Raw genomic sequence first — 17514 nt, 5'->3', positions numbered from 1 at the left:
TCAAATCCCAAATACATTCAAATCAAAAACACTTTGGTTGCTAATTCACATGCGTGTTTTAAAGAAACATCTCTCAAAACCCTCAAGCCCATTTTGCGACAGCACCCACAAGAATATAAAATCTATAGAGCACCATCTTTACACTTCATAAAAGTGCAAGATAAAAGTACAAGCTGGCACCATCCATCATACACTCCTACCCCCCAATGATGCCCTTGAAACGGTTTATTAAGAGGCATTTTTATTCATTTTTTGTAAAATTTCATTCCACAATAGCGCATCCAGCTTGCAATGTACAAGAGACATGATTTTGGTCAATTTAAAATAAACAGACTTAAAATGAGAGAATCCTATGGTATTCGAGGTTTTTCATTCAACATGCAAAACATTGAACACTGTTTATCAATTCCACATGTTTTATAAATCAACACGATGCGCCATAACAGGATAAAGGAAAATATTTATGAAGTGGTGCGGGTGGTCGGACTCGAACCGACACTCCTCTCGGAACCAGATTTTGAGTCTGGCGCGTCTACCAGTTCCACCACACCCGCACATTGCTATAAAAGACAGGACTATAAGAGACAGACTTGTCGATTATTCTTTTGCACTATATGAAGAAGCACAGATTCGTCAACAGAAGACTTCTCATTTTTTAAGAATTCATATCATTTTCTTATCTGTTTTATGAAATATTTTCTTTATTGGATTTCTCTACCGGATTTATAACAATCTCATTTGTAAAGTCTTTACCTCTTAAATTTATAGAAAGCCTCATGATATTAAACAAATTAAAGCTTTGGACGATTTCTTTAGCAAATCGGCGTACAGCACCACACTGGCTTGGTTTCATTGCCTTTATTGAAAGTTCTGTTTTTCCAATTCCGATAGATGTTTTATATATTCCGATGCTGCTTATCCATCAAAAGCGGGTTTATTACTATGCTTTGATTGCGACTATCTGTTCTGTATTAGGAGGCATTGCCGGTTGGTTTATCGGACATTTTGCCTATGATACTCTTGCCAAACCCATTTTAGAAATTTACGGTAAGGTTGAAAGTTTTGAATCTCTGAAAAATAGTGCAACCCTGCAATTTCTAGTCATTTTACTGATAACATCAGGTTTTTTTCATCTTCCCCCCATCAAGATTGTCACAATTTTGGCCGGTGTAATGAGTGTACACCTTGAACTTTTCATTCTTATTTGTATTTTTTCTAGAGGCGCTCGTTTTTATCTTCTCGCATGGCTGATTAAACATTTTGGACAAAAAGCAATGAATTTTCTAGTACAGCATTTCAAATGGATTATTCTCATTGGTTGTGTTAGTCTCGTTTTAATTTATGGGATTTTCATAGCTTTTTTAAACAAAAAGCTTTTATAAGGAACAGACTTAATGGCGTGCCTTTTGTCTTCTCACCCACTTTTATACAAGCACCTTCATCTTGAACCCAGCAGAAAAGAACAAAGTTTATGGGCTTTTTTTCTCGCTTTTTGCTTGTCCGCTACAATAGGTCTTGCCCTTGGTTTTGAATATTTTGGAGGGTATCTTCCTTGCGATTTGTGTCTCATAGAGCGTTTTCCCTATTATGGGGCCATACCCTTTTTGCTCTTAGCAGGTTTTGGGGCATATTTTTTTCGCATAACTGCTTGGATACAACTTTTATTTTTGTGTGTTTTTGTCTTAATGTGCATCAGCCTTGTTTTAGCCGTTTATCATGCGGGTGTTGAATATGGCTTTTGGGCAGCTCCCCTCAGTTGTGGTTTAAGCGCAGTCAGAAAAACCTCAGACATTAACCAGCTACTTAACCAATTAAACAACATTCATCCCCCTTCTTGTTCTGAAGCATCCGCACGCTTTCTTTTTCTTTCATTTGCCGGCTGGAATGTCGTCTCAAGCCTATTTTACATGCTTATCAGTTTTTATGTTGCCTCAAAAGGGCTCTTTTCAAGCAATAAAAAACTCTAATCATAAAATAGAAACAAAACCGCGTGCACTCGTTCTCTCCAATCGCTTCCCCCTAACCAACACCCTCCAGTCACCAATCACCACCCAAAACCACCCACCGCCAAACCAACCCACCAACACCAACGAGTCACCAACATCCCTCCTCTAGCGTTGTACACAAAAGACAAAAATAAGCAGATATATCCATTTTATGGTTTCACCTCTCTGTACTTATGAGCAACATTTTGATAAAAACCCGTGATAGAAAAGCCGTAAAATAATAAGTGAGGGGACCGATAAATATAAATGGTCTGCTATGGCTGAAGATAAGAACACAGCGCCTTCTACCCTATCACCTATTTCCTTAGATATAACCAAACTTGAAGAACCATGTGTTATGATGGAACATGATCATAATGCATGGCGCGAGCATATAAGAGAAACGGATTTAAATGCTCCTTACAAAAAACCACCTCACATAAAACCACGAATCAAATCGGCACCACGCATCAGACAAGTTTTTTGGTGCGATTTTCCTCATGATTCGATACTCCCTGAATTTTGGAAAAAGCGGCCTGTTTTAGTGCTTTCTAAGAATGCAAAATTATATGGAAATGTGACAGTTTTACCTTTTTCAACGAAATCACAACCCAATAATCCCGCTGCGTATCCAATACAATCTCCTATAGAGAATAAAAAAGCATGGATTATCTGCAATTATGTCACAACAGTTTCTGTAAGTCGTTTAAGTTGCTCACGTACCGTTCCAAGGTTATCCTGCGAAGATTTTCATAAAGTTGTAGCTCTGATGCTCAAATATTTACCGCATTTACAGTATTGACTTTTGAGAAAAATAAGTGTACCTATATCAGCATACACGGCATCAGTAATGGTGGCCGCTTCCCCGAAAGGGGAGATAGGAACGAAGGAGTGGGAAACCGCTCCTTTCGTCATTTTTAGTATTTTTTTTGAGAACTTTTTAGCCATTTTTTGCAACCTTCCCTAGAACATATCCAACATTCATTCTCCACCGTTGTTGTTTTGAAATATCTGCGATTTTGGGTAAGAAGAAGGCACTCTCCGTACTGTTAATCCGGTAAAGTTTCCCATGGAGATTACCGTGATGTTGTACATATTTATCATTTCATTGCACAAAAAACCGTGCTGCCGTTGCTTAAACTTTATATGATTTGCCGCAATGGGAATATCTTTCCAAGATTGAAAAAAACATTTTCATAATTTGGCATAACAAACAATCCCTTGTTCTTCGCGCTCTTGAAGTGTTCAATCGCTCAATTTACCAAAAGATATTCGACCTCACAACTTGTTTATTTACGTCCCTCAATACGGATGAAGCGGATGAAAAAGCCAGCATTTTTGAAAAGAAAAAAATAGTAAAGAGCATTTAATGATTCAAACGCTTTAAGACTACACAGAATACTCCATTCATCTTTGAACGCATCTGTTTCTGTAAAGAAAGCTAACAATGCTTATGTAATCTGAATAATATTAGTTTACTTACCATATGATAACCGATTGATAACGATAACGCTAAACACAGAACTTATATCACCAAACCGCAAAATAGTGTTTTTACGATATAACAAAGAAAATTCTGTAGTAAAACAGAAATCAACACCCAACCGATTTCTATCTCTTCACCAATAACAATTGTTTATTGCCCTAACCACATTATTTCACCGGTCACACGACCTAACATAGCTTTTGCAGATAGACTTTTCTTCCTCTTCTCCGAAAAACGATATATGTTAAGCTATTTGGGGATTTACTGCTAAATTGCTAATGCTTGCGCTTTGAATGCCTTTTTCTCGCCGTATAAAAGGTAGATAAAAAAATAATTTCGTTTATCAGCTTTATTTTAAAGACACACCTATTTTTTACAGGATGCGTTCTCCCCTCTATCAGCCCTATCGCATTTAATACACTTGTCGTTTCTAAACATGAACAACCAAGCATCAGAGTGGAGCAATAGACTCTCATCACTTTCATGGGCACTTGCATTGACAAGAGATAAACAAGAGTATTGATCATCACACACGGAGCAAAAATCTATAGCGACTACGCCATAGACTTTCGCCACGCACGGGTTATTCTTAGAGCATATTTATGATGAGATAATCATTTATGACATTCTTTTTGTTGCGCCACAGAACGGGTTTTGCTAACCAGTTTTACTATTGTGCAAATTTTTCAAGAGAAATCCTCACTCGCTCATAGATGACAAGATTTCTTTATGGAGAGCGCACATGGCGCTCAGTTTTGACCTTTTCCATAACAACGATAAGTTCAAACTTTAACCAACACGATAATAGACCTACTCTAAACGATTTACGCACCACCTCATCCGCAGCACATTGCCAAATATCCGTACATTTCCCCGAAAAATTTTCACACTTTTACGCATAGTAAAAAAAAGATTAACTTTAATCATGTTACTCTCCTTAAATTGACAACGGATTGCAAAATGCCCAAAAAAATCAAACAAAAATAGAGAGGTACGTTACGAAAACTACAGGGTAAATTTTACTGCCCCAAAATGTCTATTTTCCCCGTCTGAACCGTCAGAGGAACACTATAAAAATTATTTTCATTGAAAAACAATTACTTATAATCTAGGGAAGAAAAGTAAAAAACTCCCCCAGAAAAAGAGATTATCTTCAAAATTATCAAAAAAAGCAGCACAATTTTAGTGATCTTTTTATTTTTTTTCTTTTGATAAAAGAGAGCTGGCAGGTGTCTTAGGCGCCCCTCCGGTAGGTTCCCAATTCGCAACAGCCGCTAATTCCTCAATAACATCCTTTTTTAACTTACCATTTTTCTTATTGTGTAAATCATATTGATCAGCATTCTGTTGCAACCATTTTGCAAGCGTTCCTTTAACAGTTTTACCACCCTCAACCTCACTCACCGCTTCCCATGCCGCAACAATAGCAGCAAGCTTTGGAGCATAACGTGGATGCGTTGGATCTTGAAACGCATAATATTTTTGGTCCTTAGTCTCAGCAGAATCATCCTCAGGGAAAAAAAATGGAGGGTACAGACCACGCGATGAAAGCCATTCTTTTAAATCATCAACGCGAACATATGAGGAATCTGCATCTATAAAATCCGAAAAATTATAGTACGACCATTCTATCTCTAATCGATTGCTTTTTCCCGCTTGAACGATAGCATGATAAGCTGCACGGAAATTAGCAGTTTTCTCTGATGATACGGAAAGGTTATCTTCGTAAATATCACTTTTTTCTGGTTCTAATTTGTTGACAAACAAATACTTTCCTGGATTTAATCCAACTATTAAAAGCGCTGCCTGCAGTATTGTTAGTTTTTCAGAAAGCCGCCAAAATTTCAAACCATCACTATTTTCCATATATGCTCCCTTTTTTATCTGCACAATTTCGCTCTTTTTTAAAAACATCAAAAACGTTTGTTAACGCATAGAGATTATGCACTTCTCACATTTCAACTCATCCCATACTTTAAATAAAAACACAGCACCCACACCCCTCCTTGTGATCCACAAGAAAATGATTTGAATTGTTTCAATATAAGAAGTTTTGAAGTGAGAGAATCCTACTGAATTTTGGGCTTTCATGCAAGATATCAGGCAAGTTACAAGGCGATAAATGCCCCTTCATAAAGCATAAATTTTTATGCGTGATCTCAAACAATTTAATATGGATAATATCTCTTCATTTATGCACTCCCACCCTTAAACCTGTCCCTGCAATTACAGCACAAAAGATAATTCGTTACACGCTAACAAATCCACCTAAATGCAAAAGCTGTAACAACGCTAAAATGCGCGTAAATATCATAAGAATACTGTCTTACACCTCCACAAGTGGGATCAAGTGGCGTAAAACTGTACAATAAAATGCCATGCCTATAATGAACCGTGCTAAAGACTGTCACAACACTGGGAGCTAAGGTGTACGATGATGCCGGCTTGCTCTTTTATGAAGCGTAAAGATTAAGAAGACTCAATGGAGTTTATATTATTTCATGGAAATTTTGCGGCTCTACCCTTCTATACTCTTCACAGGGGCCCCCTCGCGAAATGGGCTTTTATCCCTTGAAAAAGATCTCTTTTTAAAGAATCATTTCAAAGTCCAAGAGCTGTTACAGTCTTTTGAACGCATCAAATGAATGATGATGCTAGCTTATTCCTTTCCTATATTCTCGAGCATCAATACATTGAAATACTTCATTGAAACGCCCCTTTAGCAAAATAAAGCACATTGTCTCTTAAATTTTTTCACGCAATTATTTCTTTCATGCGCCCCTGTCGTCTCCATTTGATAAATCTCCTTGTACTTTCTCAGCATCCCATCACCTTTTTTCTCAGTGCAACCTTTTTGTAATTTGTCAGTTTTTAACTTTTAGATTGACTTTTGGTTTATTTTTCTTATGTTTTAGAATTATTCTAAAGTGCAAAGGAACAGAAAATGTTGAAATTGTTTTTTTCATTTGTACAACGTAAAGCTCTGTCCTTTCGTTCAGCACAAAACGTGATGCTTAAAGCGCTCAAATTAAAAGAGCAACATGCGGCGCTCTATTTAAAATATGCAAAAGCTCTAGAACCTTATTCCTCTAAGGAAGCCGCGGTTTTTACCGCCATGGGGCTTCAAGAGCTTAAAAATTATAAGCAACTTTTGTGTCTTTCTTGCCATAATCGTGCAAACACTATCGGTTCATTATGTGACAAAACTTCTCTTGTGAAAGGCAAGAGCCGCCATCCATCCCCAAAAACAACAGCGGCAAATCACACCATAAAAAAACCTTCGAAAACGCAAAGACAAACACTTTTGACTTGGATTCAACCAGGTCTTGCAGGATTAATGGATGGCTCTGTCTCGACCCTTGCCCCCATTTTTGCCGCAGCTTTTGCCACGGGAGACACGCACCAAACTTTTTTGATAGGGCTCTCAGCTTCAATTGGTGCAGGACTTTCAATGGGTTTCACAGAAGCAGCCCACGATGACGGAAAATTATCAGGGCGTGGTTCGCCATTAAAAAGAGGTATTGCCAGCGGCATTATGACAACATTAGGAGGATTAGGCCATACTCTTCCCTATTTGATCAACTCTTTTTATGTAGCAACAATTATTGCTTTTATCATTGTTTTTTTCGAACTAGGCGCCATCGTCTGGATTCAGAACAAATTCATGTCAACTCCCTTTTGGCGTGCATCGTTACAAGTTATTATTGGCGGAGCGCTCGTTTTTGCTACGGGTATCTTCATTGGTAGTATTTAAAACAAACAGCATGAAAAATAAGCATTTCCCATACAAAACAAGCAGCAAAACCCATCGTCCCATCTATAGATTTTTCGCTGCTTGTTTCAAACGGAATCTTTTGTTAGAGTTGTGTTTGTTTTTTCTATTTTGGAGATGCTTTGACCATGCCTTCTACGCACCTGAACAGCCAAAAGAGTCCTTCTTCCTCGAATGCATTTCCTTCTCCCCCTCCACAACAAATAACCTTATCGATCCAGCGTCTTGAGCATGGACAAGGTTTAGAACTTCCTCACTACGCAACGGCTGGTTCTGCGGGTCTTGATCTACGGGCAGCAATTAGAGAAGAAGAAACGCTTGTTCTTGCCCCAGGGCAGCGCGCACTCATTCCAACGGGTCTCATTTTTCACCTTCAACCTGGTTTTGAGGCACAAATACGCCCACGCTCTGGCTTAGCCTTAAAGCACGGCATCACATGCCTCAACACTCCAGGAACGATTGATAGTGATTACCGTGGTGAAGTCAAAGTTCTTCTTATCAATTTAGGCCAAGAAGACTTTTCTATCCAACGGGGAATGCGCATTGCCCAAACAGTCATCGCCCCCGTATTCCAAGTCAAAGTTTGCGCTATTGAACCAGAGCAAAATACCCAAAGCCATAACGAGAGCCGTGGAACAGGAGGTTTCGGTTCAACGGGACATACTTAAGAAGCTCTGAAAAAATCACTCCCCTCAAAATATAACACTCGCTTATTCTAACTACTCTTTCACTGAAAGTCTTTCGGGCTTTTAAAGTATAGAAGGAGTGCGCATTTGCTTTCAAAGTTTTTTTTACCAAACACCCCTCTAAACGATCATCCTTACTCTTCCTCTGTCTCTTCTCAATCTTCACATGCCCTAACTTTATCCCTTCAGCGTCTTGCACTTGGAACAAGGAAACTTCTTCACTACGCAACGACTGGTTCTGCCGGTCTTGGATTTACAAGCAGCAATTGGAGAAGAAGAAACGCTTGTTCTTGCCCCAGGGCAGCGCGCACTCATTCCAACGGGTCTTATTTTTCATTTATCACGTGGGCTTGAAGCACAAATACGTCCACGCTCTAGCTTAGCCTTAAAACACGCCATCACATGCCTCAATACTCTAGGAACGATTGAGTGTGATTATCCGGAAGTGAAGTCAAAGTTCTTCTTATCAATTCGAGCCAAGAAAACTTTTCTATTTAAACGGAGAATGCGCATTGCCCAAACAGTCATCGCCCCCGTATTCCAAGTCAAAGTTTGCGCTATTGAACCAGAGCAAAATACCCAAAGCCATAACGAGAGCCGTGAAACAGGAGGTTTCGGTTCAACGGGTCATACTTAAGAAGCTCTGAAAAAATCGCTCCCCTTAAAATATAACACACACTTATTCTAACCACTCTTTCACTTAAAACCCCTTGGGCTTTTAAAGTGTAGAAGGAGTGCGCGTTTACTACTTTCAAAGTTTTTTCACTAAACGCACTTCTAAACAATCATCTCTCAATTACGTTTCTTGTACTACACAAAACTTCATTATCACCGGATACCCCTCCCCCATAACAAAAACATTGGCATTAACCATTAAAAGCTCACACACCGCTTGTAATGTCGACAATCTATATATCATATTGATTTATAATAATGAATTGTCTTTCAACTTAAATGAGAGATCTCAATACTGTAAGATTGTTTCATTGCAAATCTATTTATATTAAATCAATCAAAAGCATGTCTCTCACGTTCCAAACGTGGCTAGCATGTGGATAAAAACTGGAAAAATGCCTATAATGAATACTTGTACTCAGCACTGTCACAACATTGGGAGAAAATATAAATACTATAATGGTGCTCGCTTGCTCTTTTGTTAAGCATAAAGATAGTGAGGTTCAATAGATTTTTTATTATTTTACGGGAGGCTTTACCGTTATACCATTTATAAACACCGTCGCAAAAAGGGCTTTAAGATATATTAAGGCACACAACAATCACCCTTGCTGTTTTTCTTGATCGCACCTCTTGAGGCAAGATGAGCAGTGCTTAATCCTAAAAAAACCGATTCAATATATAAACCCCCTGCATAATATAAACCCCCTGCATATGCCTCCCCTGCGTAATATCAAACTCATGCGTATTGGGTTTAATAAATCCACGACAAAACCCTCATCAATTTCACTCTACGACTTTGAGTCATATGCTTTGCTTCCTGCAACAAAGGCTATTTTTATCACTGGTCAGAGGGCATCGGCTGGAATATTAGCGTTTACCGCAGTGCCCGTTATTACGGCATTCACATGCCCCACAACGTTACCACCCGCGCTACCACCCGCTCCATCGACAGCAACGTCCTCTACCCCTGTTGTTTTATTATTGATCTCACCTCTTGAGGTAAGATTGGTAGAGTTTTGCAATCCTACAAGACCGATTTTATTATATCCAGCCATGCGTATTTGATTTAATAAATCGATGACAGTACCATAATCAATTTCGCTATCGGCTTTGATTAAAATTTTTGTCTCTAAATTTTGCGTAGTTTCCCTCAACAAAGCTTCTCTTAAAGCTGCCTGTTCTACAAGATGATCACCAATGTAAAGAGAACGATCTTTTTGCAAAGTAACATAAAGGGGTTCATCAGACTGAACCACTGAAGGTGCTTGAGTTATAGAAGGAAGCTGAACGGAAATGGCAGATGTTGCCAAAGGCGCTGCAACCATAAAAACAATAAGCAACACCAATACAACATCAATAAAAGGGGTCACATTGATTTCGCTTTGCAACCCACTCTCGTCCATATCCCAATCATTATTAAGGCTTGCTTTCATTTTTTATGACTTTTCTGTTGTCTTTGTCTATCAAGTTCACGGCTCAAGAGCCTTTCAAGAGCAGCAGCGATATCACCTAAATCATTGCGATAACCACTCAAAGCACGCATAAGGCTATTATACATAACAACGGCGGGAATAGCTACAAAAAGCCCAATAGCCGTTGCGAATAAGGCTTCAGCAATTCCAGGCGCCACCACATCAAGTCGCGTTGTTTGAGACTGAGCAATCCCAATAAAAGAATTCATAATGCCCCAAACAGTTGCAAAAAGACCAACAAAGGGAGCAATTGCGCCAATAGTTGCAAGAACAGCGCTTCCACATGCAACACGGCGTGTAGCAGCCAGCAAGCAGCGTGACAAAAGTGAATGAACCCTTTCTTTTAAACCTTCATGAACATCGCGAGCCTTAGCATCGCGAACATCGCGGGAAACATCTTCATATTGATTGCTCTCCTCATAAAAGAGAATATCTTCAATCGTTTGTGCACTTTCCCCTGCACTGGTTTTTTCACCAGAGCTTTTATTTATCCCTTCAGGAGCAGAAAAATGAACCTGTTGTGTAGAAAGATACACCTCTTTAAGAACTTCTTTGAGAAAAAACACCCCAGCCCCTTTGCTTTCTTTCAAGCTAGCTGCCAAACGCGTAAGAGTCTGAGCATTAAGAACCAATTGAAGTTCATGACGTACTCTTCGTTTTACCAAAGTGATCTCAACAATTTTCACAAAAGCAATTGTCCAAGACATAAGTGAAGCAAGTAACAAAATAATGATAACGGCTTTCACCACCCAATCAGCAGCCATAAACATAGAAAGAGGAGAAAAATCATGCACTGTCAATATAGAAGACATATTATCTAAAGGGACTGTTTTATCTAAAGGGACTGTTTCAGATTCCATTTTTATCTCACATTCTTGTGCTCTTATCTTTATTTATGAGCTGGATCGTCACCCCGCACAGCATCACTGTTCCACAATGCCACTACCCTTTTAACGTCGCTTTCGCATTCCTCTTAAGAAAGAAAACTTGATAAATCAAGTATAGTTTTATTCCACAAGCTCTCTCTTATTCTAAAGAAATCACTCAAGAAATTTTTCTCTAACAATTCAACAAGTTTATCTTACTCAATCAATTTATTGCATAAATTAGGCAAAATGATAAACTTACAAGAAATATTGCATATAATATTTTCATTTATAAGAATAATTTATCATCGTTCCTGTTGAATAAATCCCTCATATCGCAAAGCTTCTTTCATTTCAGCGGCTCTTTTAAATCCAACAAAATAATTTCTTTCATGGAATAAGCAGCAAAAATATCATAAAATCCTTGGAGAAAAGGATATGCACTTCTCTAACAATCAGTGCACTAAAGTACCTTCTATCCAAATAAAAATATACCTTTTTTTAAAAAAGAACGATCGCAATATCTTAAACTGACCAAAAGTATAATGGGAGAGCGCGATTAGCCCTCAAATACATAGAGAGCAAAGAACAGAAATAGCATTTTCTTTTTCTTCTGCAAAAGCATAAAAATGACATTACTTCTGCCGCAAAATCACAATAACCATGTTTTTTATCTGTCACAAGCCCAAAAAATAAGCCTCAACACGCTTTTTAAAAAAACTTTTATAAAAAAACTGTGCCATGAGAAACTGAAGAATGGTGCTAAATTCCTGCAAAAGCATAAGACAATTTTCAACCGATGTAATCCTTTACGAACAGAGCATATTGTATAGGAAAGATTTATTTTATCAAAAACAGTTTTAAATTCGACAAAGTGAAAGGAACCAAAAAAAACTTTTGGCGTTACTCAAGCAGTGAAAATTTTCACTCCAATGCAAATGATCACTATGAACACACCAATGCAAATATAATGAATCAAGAGGGAAAAATATCATGGCCCATAATAAAACAACACAGCACGATAAATCAGCCGTAGAAAAAGACCTACAAGGACAATTAGAAACGTTACGCACTGAAATTTCAGGGATTACCTCAACCCTAACAGATCTTGGTGCAAACAAATTCAACGCCGCCAAAGACAAAGCGGAAAAACTATATCACTCAGCGAAAGAAAGTGGTGAAGACATGATGTCTCAAGCAAAAGAAAAAATCAGTGATCTTGAACAAACCATGAATCAATGCGTTCGCAAAAATCCTGGTAAAAGCGTTTTGTTTGCTGCAGGGGTTGGTTTTATTCTTTCTCAATTACTGCGTCGTTAAGCAATGCATAAGTTTATCGCTCCTCTTTTAAACCATCTTGTCGGTGGAGGGCTTAAAAGCACAGTCAAACAAGTACGCCTTCAAGCAATTTGCTATGGGTTTATTGGCATTTCATTCTTCATGTCTTTGCTTTTTTTATGTATCATCGTTTTTATTGCATTATGTTCTGTTATGAAACCTCTTGCCGCCGCTAGTATCATGTTTTTAATTTGTCTTTCTCTTGCAGGATTAGGTCTTATTATCAATCGTGTTCTCAAGGCTTATCAACGCTATGACCAACAAAAAAAGACAGAAGAACAACGCCACAAACTCATGACAGACGCGACCGTTTCCAGCCTTGCAGCTCTCAGTCAACATTTCCCTTTTGCCAAATTGAGAGTTCCCATTCTCGGACTTGTAACTTATTTTTTGTGGAAAAAAGATAAAAAAGACCGCTTTTCAAAGTAAAATATGTAAAGCTGTCACTCTAATCCCCCCAATGTGCTTTCTTTTGCTATAAAAGAAAGCACATCTTTTTCCTCATAGTCTCTTTAGCTTCTTCAAGTTCCTGAAAAGAAATCCCCTTTATTTTCGCTAAAAAATCCATGGATCCGATTAAATCTCTTTCAGATTGCAATCCATGTTTCATGAACATAGCAACATGAGGCAAAGCTTGCGTTAAAAATTCTGATTTGATTGGAAGCAATGTAGTGTTTTTTGAAGATAGGGATAATTCGCTTCTACCTTTCTCTATTTTTTCATAAGCCTTTTTTTCATGACCGAAGGTCATGTTATTGATTTGAGTATGTTCAGATTTTTCTGAACACTCGTTTTTGTTACAATTACAATCATAGTTAGGGGTTGTATTATGTAATTGCATAACATTTTTGTTATTTGTGCATAACATTTTTGTAAAAAATAAACGATCTAGGAGCCAATTAAAAAGCTTAATAGCTTTTTCCAATTTAAAGGTAGACGCTTTAAAAGGGGACCCAAGAACAGATTTAATCTTATTCATACGATTTAAAAACATTGAAGCAATAGATGTAAATTTTATCTCTTCAATACGAAGCTGCAATCGATGACAAACACCACAAAAGGTCCTAACAACCATATCATGATGTTTCTTTTCTTCTTTAATCGTTAAAATAGAGTGCTGAAGTTCAGGGTAACGCGCGATTAAAATGCTAAGGTCAATACCACAAGCAATTGGTACGTGATTAGCAGAATTAAAACTATAGCGTTTATAATTACCAGAATCCCGCATCACAATAAGACCTTTATCAAAAAGGCGTGAAAGTAATCTACTTACATGAACAGACGTACAACCAATTTCCAGACCAATTTGATGGTTGCTTTTAAAAACTAGTGGAATTTTACCTTTTTCAAAATGCGAAACGGGTACAGTATTCAAAAGTTTGGTTAATAAATGGACTTCCGTTCCTTTGATAAGACCAATTATAGGTAATTCTTGTACAAGAAAAATAAGTTGGCTTCTACTAATGTGTCCAATATCAGTATTATCAGCAATTTTTATATATTCCCAGTGCTTTGAAGTTAATTTTCTAGCAGATGTTTTATTAACCATAATTTTTAAAACCTCTCTATTGGAGGCAAAAAAATGCTAAAAATATCCCTTTTCTACAAAATTTCTCTTGCAGAATGCATCACGATAAATTAAATTGGAAATTACTTTGTATTTTTTTTAATTTACCGTACAGGTATTTAGAAACCCTTCTGTTAACGCAGTTGGGTTTTTATTTTTTTGCCATTATATTTCCCTCTATTTGAAACGACTCATAGCTCGAAAAAAGCGTGTCAAGGTCAAAGCTATATTAAAAAAAAAGATTTTCAATATGGTAAAGATTTTACAAACAAGCTACCAAAACAAATTCTAGATAAAAACATAAGAACCATTTTTAGTTCTTTCTTATACAAATTTGATCCACACACTCATCCCGCTTGTTATGTGCAAGCGAGTGGTTTTGATTGATTCAACATAAACAGGTTTGGAATGAGAGAATCTTGCGTTATTCGAGGGTCTAATTCAATATGAATAACGCTAGATTATCATTATAAATCAATATGATTGTATCTTTAATAAGAAATAAAAGTTTGTATTTTAGCGTCGAATAGAACCTCTTTTAAAGGTAATTTTACCGCAAGTAGTATTTCACAAAATTACAATTAAAACAGAAAAATAATTGAAAAATTTTTCTTCTGAGAAGCTGATTTACGCAACAACTATTCTTTATTTCAGCCCAAAAAAACCTTTTTAAAATTACTTGATAAAGCAGAGCATTGCATATTTCTTATTGCGATTGAAGTGAAATAACCATTGAAATCAAGAATAATACTTTTTGAATGAACTTAATAATTAAAATGGAAATTAGCTGATCAAAAGAGTTTTTCGATTTATACCAGTATAGGCCAATTTGTTTTCCAAACTGAATATTGCGTAATACAGTTAAATTGACTTTACAATTATAAAGTTATAAGTCTTCAGACTTTTTACAAAATACTAATTGTCTTGAATATAAATAAGGCACATAATAACAATATGAGGAGGATATTATGATATACGGGGGACAAATAAATTTGATCGCGTGTGGAAAAACATTGAAACAGTTAAGAATCTTCAACCTCTGCAAAGTATAGGAATAAGAGCGACAGTTACCAAAGAGATTCTAGAAAATATTATTAATTTTATCGATTTTTGTATAAGCAAAGATGTCCATTATATCGGATTCAGGCCGCTCGATACGTCGTCATTTAGTTTTTCTAGAAAAAATAATACAAAGGATCGATCTAAGGCTTTAAGAAACAAAACTCTTCCGCCAAACGCCTCACTTTTTCATTTGAGAGATGAATTATCAAGGAAAGAATCCCCCCTCCAGATTTATATAGATAAAAAGTTCCAAGAAAAGAAAATCTCATGGACGTCACAAAATTTTGTAAATTGTATTAATTATTACTTAGGCGAAAATTCTACGTACGTTTCGTCGCCGTTAATGTGTTTATTTCCATTTTCATCCTTGGTATTGGACTATAATGGAGATTTAAAAAATTGCTTTTATTCAGAAGCTTTTGGGAATCTACAAAATTATGAGGCAATAGATTGGTCTGCTCAAAGCGTTTTAAAATCTTTGAAAGAATCTGGCGCATGTAGCGGATGTCGTGGGAAGGTATTTTGTGGATAAGGTTAAGCAATTTAAGATTTATAGTGTTAGCAAGTCTACTGCTCTAGTGGTTGCTGTTTTACCACTTTTTTTGTCGGAAAAATTGCATTTGTCGCAAGCGGATATTGTTTTAATCGGTAGTTATTTTTTATTGCTTCCTTTGATCTTAGAAGTCCCCTTGGGTTTATTATCAGATGTTTATGGAAGTAAGCGCGTTATTTATACTGGTCTGTTTTTCTTTCTTTGCGGTTTTTTAGCTCTTTTTATGAATTATGCATATTTTGCTTATGCCACTTATTTGTTGTGTATTACATTAGCAGCCGCTTGTTTCTCAGGTGCGGAAGATAGTTTACTCTTTTCTGTAGTACCAAAGCATCGCACACTGTTTTCCGTTAAGTCCGAAGTGGCTGCTGTTACCTATAGTGTGACAACGGTACTTATTTTTTTAGGGGGAATACTTTATTATGTGCATCCTGCATTGCCTGTGATTTTTCAAGTCCTTTCATTAATTTTTGCTATTTTTATGTTTTCAAAACTGACGAAGGGATTAGATAGTTTTCATATCAACGCTCATCCGAGTATTTTCACAGTTATGTGCGCCAGTCGTAAAGAAGTCAAAAATCCTTATCGCTTCACTCTTATTTTTTTAAGTGCAGTTTCAGCTTTTGCTATTTTGGTTAATAATCGAACTGTTTCTATCGCATTTTCTGATTTTTTGCCATTTCAACCTGCTATTTTGGTTTCGATTATTTTTATCATTGGGAATTTTTTTTCAGCAAGTTCCAATATATTGTTTCAGAAGTATTTTTCAAAGTTTCAAAATCCTATTTTTCCTGTCTTAATGATTGGTTGTATGGTAACCATTGCTTTTTTTCTCATGTCATTTCAAATCATTGCGGCTCTTATATTAGGATTTTTACTGCTATGTGTTTTTAAATCTGCTTATCGATCTTATCTGTCGTCTCTTCTTATAAATTCACTGATTGATCCCAAAGCTATCGCGACTGTTTTATCATTTACAGCCATTATTACAGCTGTTGTATCCTTTGCATTCAGTTTTTTATACGGTCATGTTTTTTCAACATTCTGGCAAGCTAATTTGTGGTTAGCAGTGATTATGGCTGTGATTTTTGGGGGGTCTGCTTTAATTATTTTTGTCAAAAAGCAAGAAATCATTTGGTTACAGCCTGAAAATGCACAATCGTCAAAACAACATTTCTTGAAACGCAAGCATCAAGAGTTTTGCTATGGGCAAATTTATCCGGAAGCATCGTGCATTAATGAAAACATCAAGGATGGCTCTTTTCGACAAAGTCTCTATCCTGCACCAAATTTGATAACACTTTGCGATGAAGTAGTCGAATGGGAGTTTATCCGGGGTACTGTATTGAGCCAAATGGATTTTCTACATCAAAAGGCGATTATTGATCAAATCAATAAGATCTTTCAAGATCGATTAAGCAAGAATATAATCTTATCACATGGAGATTTACATCCTGATAATATCATTGTTACTCCTGATAGTTCTTTTATGGTAGTGGATTGGGATTTATGTCAAGAAGCCAGTCCGGAATTGGATATCTTAACATTTTTCACCAGTCCAAGATTATCTCTCAATTTAGAAGAACGGATAGACTATATTTCTCATTTGCTGTCTATATCAAAGGATGAAGCTTTACCAATGATAAAAGCGTTTGTGGCTAAAAAAATTTCTGATCTTTCTCTATACCAAAATATTTTCATGAAACAATTAGTATTGGATTATATGAACTTGAATAAGAAATTTCATGGGCGATAATATTGTAATTTGTAATGAAAATTGCAGTGCGGGCTGCAATCATTGTCCGTATTCGATAGAATGTATGGTGAGAGATGACGCGTTGCCTGAATCTTTATATCCAATAAATGACATAAAATCTGATTTTATTATTCTTTTTGGTGGAGAGCCTTTTGAGCTCGATTATGATTTACTTCATAAATATATAAGAGTTTGAGAGGCAGAAAGCCTTTCATTTAAAAAGCAAAACGAAATGACGTATAGCCAAGGGAACGCGCTCTTACATAGCGCTGTAGTGAGCAACCTATATGCAT

The 17514-nt window shown here is 36.7% G+C and carries 14 protein-coding genes and 1 tRNA gene; 10 read left to right on the top strand and 5 right to left on the bottom strand.

Annotated features, from left to right (window positions below):
• Positions 1-469: 469 nt before the first annotated feature.
• A tRNA-Leu gene (locus tag ACFIJR_RS03695) sits at positions 470-554 on the bottom strand.
• A 222-nt stretch (positions 555-776) separates the two neighbouring features.
• Here ACFIJR_RS03695 and ACFIJR_RS03690 point away from each other — a divergent pair.
• The 3 genes from ACFIJR_RS03690 (at position 777) to ACFIJR_RS03680 (ending at position 2787) form a co-directional block, all read left to right on the top strand.
• The gene (locus tag ACFIJR_RS03690) at positions 777-1382 is read left to right on the top strand and encodes a YqaA family protein (RefSeq protein ID WP_375625309.1); all 606 of its coding nucleotides are present in this window, start codon (positions 777-779) and stop codon (positions 1380-1382) included.
• A gap of 12 nt (positions 1383-1394) precedes the next feature.
• A complete protein-coding gene (locus tag ACFIJR_RS03685) occupies positions 1395-1967 on the top strand; it encodes a disulfide bond formation protein B (RefSeq protein ID WP_375653632.1) in 573 nt (190 codons plus the stop codon).
• Between the two features lie 295 nt (positions 1968-2262).
• Positions 2263-2787, top strand: coding sequence for a type II toxin-antitoxin system PemK/MazF family toxin (locus ACFIJR_RS03680; protein WP_375625307.1), 525 nt, complete (start codon positions 2263-2265; stop codon positions 2785-2787).
• Positions 2788-4665: 1878 nt separating this feature from the next.
• Here ACFIJR_RS03680 and ACFIJR_RS03675 read toward each other — a convergent pair.
• Positions 4666-5337, bottom strand: a complete 672-nt coding sequence (locus ACFIJR_RS03675) for a hypothetical protein (RefSeq protein ID WP_375625305.1) — start codon at positions 5335-5337, stop codon at positions 4666-4668.
• A 1078-nt stretch (positions 5338-6415) separates the two neighbouring features.
• Here ACFIJR_RS03675 and ACFIJR_RS03670 point away from each other — a divergent pair.
• The 3 genes from ACFIJR_RS03670 (at position 6416) to dut (ACFIJR_RS03660) (ending at position 8566) form a co-directional block, all read left to right on the top strand.
• Positions 6416-7225 (top strand): hypothetical protein, encoded by an 810-nt coding sequence (locus ACFIJR_RS03670; RefSeq protein WP_375653630.1) that lies wholly within the window; start codon positions 6416-6418, stop codon positions 7223-7225.
• Positions 7226-7371: 146 nt separating this feature from the next.
• A complete protein-coding gene (gene dut, locus ACFIJR_RS03665; RefSeq protein ID WP_375625303.1) occupies positions 7372-7911 on the top strand; it encodes a dUTP diphosphatase in 540 nt (179 codons plus the stop codon).
• Positions 7912-8122: 211 nt separating this feature from the next.
• Positions 8123-8566: a dUTP diphosphatase gene (gene dut / locus ACFIJR_RS03660; RefSeq protein WP_375653629.1), complete on the top strand. Its 444-nt coding sequence runs from the start codon at positions 8123-8125 to the stop codon at positions 8564-8566.
• An 886-nt stretch (positions 8567-9452) separates the two neighbouring features.
• Here the strand turns inward: dut (ACFIJR_RS03660) and ACFIJR_RS03655 are convergent.
• Entirely contained in the window at positions 9453-10040 is a 588-nt protein-coding gene (locus ACFIJR_RS03655; protein ID WP_375653627.1) for a biopolymer transporter ExbD, read from the bottom strand.
• A complete protein-coding gene (locus ACFIJR_RS03650; RefSeq protein ID WP_375653626.1) occupies positions 10037-10939 on the bottom strand; it encodes a MotA/TolQ/ExbB proton channel family protein in 903 nt (300 codons plus the stop codon). The genes ACFIJR_RS03655 and ACFIJR_RS03650 overlap by 4 nt, the downstream gene beginning before the upstream one ends.
• Before the next feature lie 999 nt (positions 10940-11938).
• Between ACFIJR_RS03650 and ACFIJR_RS03645 the strand changes: the two genes are divergently transcribed.
• Both ACFIJR_RS03645 and ACFIJR_RS03640 read left to right on the top strand, forming a co-directional pair.
• Positions 11939-12265 carry a YqjD family protein gene (locus ACFIJR_RS03645; RefSeq protein ID WP_375626476.1) on the top strand — a complete coding sequence of 109 codons (327 nt, stop codon included), beginning with the start codon at positions 11939-11941 and terminating at the stop codon, positions 12263-12265.
• Between the two features lie 3 nt (positions 12266-12268).
• Positions 12269-12712, top strand: coding sequence for a hypothetical protein (locus ACFIJR_RS03640; protein WP_375626478.1), 444 nt, complete (start codon positions 12269-12271; stop codon positions 12710-12712).
• Between the two features lie 46 nt (positions 12713-12758).
• On the opposite strand, the gene ACFIJR_RS03635 is transcribed toward ACFIJR_RS03640, so the two are convergent.
• Positions 12759-13832: a helix-turn-helix domain-containing protein gene (locus ACFIJR_RS03635; RefSeq protein WP_375653625.1), complete on the bottom strand. Its 1074-nt coding sequence runs from the start codon at positions 13830-13832 to the stop codon at positions 12759-12761.
• Between the two features lie 1018 nt (positions 13833-14850).
• Here ACFIJR_RS03635 and ACFIJR_RS03630 point away from each other — a divergent pair.
• Positions 14851-15444 (top strand): hypothetical protein, encoded by a 594-nt coding sequence (locus ACFIJR_RS03630; protein WP_375651762.1) that lies wholly within the window; start codon positions 14851-14853, stop codon positions 15442-15444.
• Positions 15437-17221: an MFS transporter gene (locus ACFIJR_RS03625; protein ID WP_375653623.1), complete on the top strand. Its 1785-nt coding sequence runs from the start codon at positions 15437-15439 to the stop codon at positions 17219-17221. The genes ACFIJR_RS03630 and ACFIJR_RS03625 overlap by 8 nt, the downstream gene beginning before the upstream one ends.
• Positions 17222-17514 lie beyond the last annotated feature (293 nt).

Source organism: Bartonella sp. OD88NMGDW, assembly GCF_042193775.1.
GTDB lineage: Bacteria > Pseudomonadota > Alphaproteobacteria > Rhizobiales > Rhizobiaceae > Bartonella > Bartonella grahamii.
This window is presented reverse-complemented; position numbering and strand designations above follow the sequence as displayed.

Coding starts and splice junctions, on each gene's coding strand:
- ACFIJR_RS03650 (WP_375653626.1), bottom strand. CDS start 10,939: ATGGAATCTGAAACAGTCCCTTTAGATAAAACAGTCCCTTTAGATAAT.
- dut (WP_375625303.1), top strand. CDS start 7,372: ATGCCTTCTACGCACCTGAACAGCCAAAAGAGTCCTTCTTCCTCGAAT.
- ACFIJR_RS03640 (WP_375626478.1), top strand. CDS start 12,269: ATGCATAAGTTTATCGCTCCTCTTTTAAACCATCTTGTCGGTGGAGGG.
- ACFIJR_RS03680 (WP_375625307.1), top strand. CDS start 2,263: ATGGCTGAAGATAAGAACACAGCGCCTTCTACCCTATCACCTATTTCC.
- ACFIJR_RS03655 (WP_375653627.1), bottom strand. CDS start 10,040: ATGAAAGCAAGCCTTAATAATGATTGGGATATGGACGAGAGTGGGTTG.
- ACFIJR_RS03690 (WP_375625309.1), top strand. CDS start 777: ATGATATTAAACAAATTAAAGCTTTGGACGATTTCTTTAGCAAATCGG.
- ACFIJR_RS03670 (WP_375653630.1), top strand. CDS start 6,416: ATGTTGAAATTGTTTTTTTCATTTGTACAACGTAAAGCTCTGTCCTTT.
- ACFIJR_RS03635 (WP_375653625.1), bottom strand. CDS start 13,832: ATGGTTAATAAAACATCTGCTAGAAAATTAACTTCAAAGCACTGGGAA.
- ACFIJR_RS03675 (WP_375625305.1), bottom strand. CDS start 5,337: ATGGAAAATAGTGATGGTTTGAAATTTTGGCGGCTTTCTGAAAAACTA.
- ACFIJR_RS03685 (WP_375653632.1), top strand. CDS start 1,395: ATGGCGTGCCTTTTGTCTTCTCACCCACTTTTATACAAGCACCTTCAT.
- ACFIJR_RS03645 (WP_375626476.1), top strand. CDS start 11,939: ATGGCCCATAATAAAACAACACAGCACGATAAATCAGCCGTAGAAAAA.